This is a genomic window from Streptomyces sp. FH025 (genome assembly GCF_017427025.1).
Taxonomy (GTDB): domain Bacteria; phylum Actinomycetota; class Actinomycetes; order Streptomycetales; family Streptomycetaceae; genus Kitasatospora.
The window spans coordinates 1-1,857 of the sequence record NZ_JAFLNG010001039.1 but is presented as its reverse complement, the minus strand read 5'-3'; the positions used below and the strand labels follow the sequence as shown (position 1 = coordinate 1,857).

Here is a 1,857-nt window from a genome sequence, read left to right as displayed (position 1 = left end):
TATTCCATCGGTCGAAGAATCCCATGATTCTCTCCCTTCGCATGGGCTACTCCCAACCTACTTGAGAACGGCCCGGGTGCGAGTCCAAGAACGAGTAAAGTGTTCGCCCAAGAAAACCCAACGCGAATTGAATAGATATTCATTAACGCCTTGAACGGATAACGGGCAGTCACCTTCGCTGCGCGATCAGCGCCGAGCGCCCGGGGATGCACGGGCGCTCGCCGTCACCCAGGGTTCGGGGACTAGGCTGAGCTGGAAATATGATCTTCAGGAGAAACATGCCTGCCGCCAAACCCCGCGTCCTGCTCGTCACCGACCTCGCCTACCAGGCCCGGGGCCGCCGCTACTGCGACGAGGACATCCGACTCTCCGCCCGCCTGCGCGAGGACTTCGACGTCGCCCTGTGCCACCCCCTCGACGCCGCCTCGCTCATGGACGCCTTCGACGTGGTCCTCGTCCGCAACAGCGGCCCGGTGCTCAACTACCGCGCCGAGTACGAGGCCTTCCGCGACCGCGCGCTCGAACGCGGCACCCCCGTCCTCACCCAGCTGACCGGGCGCGCCGACATGGCCGGCAAGCAGTACCTGCTCGAACTGAGCGCCGCCGGATACCCCGTCATCCCCACCATCGACCGGGCCGAGGACCTCGCCCGCCTGCCCGCCGTCCCCGAGTACGTCGTCAAGCCGAAGCTCGGCGCCGACTCGATAGGACTGCGGATCGTCCCCCGCGAACGGCTCGACACCGTCACGTACGACGACGTCCTCGTCCAGCCGCTGATCCGCTTCACCTACGAGGTCTCGTTCTACTTCGTCGACGACGCCTTCCAGTACGCCCTCCACGCCCCCGACCCCGAGCGGCGCTGGCGCCTCGTACCGTACGAACCCACCGCCGCCGACATCGAGTTCGCCCGCAGCTTCATCGCCTGGAACACCGTCGAGCACGGCATCCAGCGGGTCGACGCCTGCCGCACCCCCGAGGGTGAACTCCTCCTCGTCGAACTGGAGGACCTCAACCCGTACCTCTCGCTCGACCTGGTCGACGAGGCCACCCGTGAGCGCTTCGTCGCCGCCCTCAAGGCCTCCCTGCTCACCCTCGCTACGAGGCCCTGACCCGCCGCGCCGCCTCGGTCAGCACCGCGCCCAGCGGCAGACCGATCCGGGCCTCTGCCAAGTCGTCCCCGCGGGTCGCGCCCTGATTGACGATCACCACAGGCGTGCCCGCGCGGGCGGCGTGCCGGACGAAACGCAGTCCCGACATGACCGTGAGCGACGAGCCGAGCACCACCAACGCCTGGGCGGCATCGACCAGTTGGTAGCAGCGCTGGACCCGGGGCTTGGGCACGCCCTCGCCGAAGAAGACGACGTCCGGCTTGAGCACTCCCCCGCACGCGGCACACGGGGCGACCCGGAAGCCGTCCACCAGCTCCTGCGGCAACTCGGCGTCGCCGTCCGGGTTCACCCGGGCCGGACCGTCCCGGAACCCGGCGTTCAGCTCCTCCAGCCGCCGGTCCAACTCCTCGCGCGAGCCGATCCGCCGGCACGCCAGGCACACCACCCGGTGCAGCCCGCCGTGCAACTCCACCGCCGCCCGCGTCCCGGCCGCCCGGTGCAGACCGTCCACGTTCTGCGTGATCACCGCCGACACGTGCCCGGACCGCCGCAACCGCTCCACCGCCCGGTGCCCGGCATTGGGCTCGGCCCGCGCGATCGTCCGCCAGCCGACGTGGCTGCGCGCCCAGTACCGCCGACGGGCCGCCTCGCTCCCCGTGAACTCCTGGTACGTCATCGGCGTCCCCCGCCGCCGGCTGCCCGTCTCCCCGCGGTAGTCCGGGATCCCCGACTCCGTCGACAGCCCCGC

At 69.8% G+C, this 1,857-nt stretch carries 2 protein-coding genes; one reads left to right on the top strand and one right to left on the bottom strand.

Going from position 1 to position 1,857, the window contains the following annotated elements; translation table 11 throughout:
• The first annotated feature begins 278 nt into the window (after nucleotides 1–278).
• Nucleotides 279–1,109: a hypothetical protein gene (locus tag J0670_RS37025; protein ID WP_207817168.1), complete on the top strand. Its 831-nt coding sequence runs from the start codon at nucleotides 279–281 to the stop codon at nucleotides 1,107–1,109.
• Here the strand turns inward: J0670_RS37025 and J0670_RS37020 are convergent.
• The coding region (locus tag J0670_RS37020; RefSeq protein WP_207817167.1) for an NAD-dependent protein deacetylase at nucleotides 1,096–1,857 on the bottom strand (762 nt) is incomplete at its 5' end. The two genes, J0670_RS37025 and J0670_RS37020, sit on opposite strands and share 14 nt — an antisense overlap.

Coding starts and splice junctions, on each gene's coding strand:
- J0670_RS37025 (WP_207817168.1), top strand. CDS start 279: ATGCCTGCCGCCAAACCCCGCGTCCTGCTCGTCACCGACCTCGCCTAC.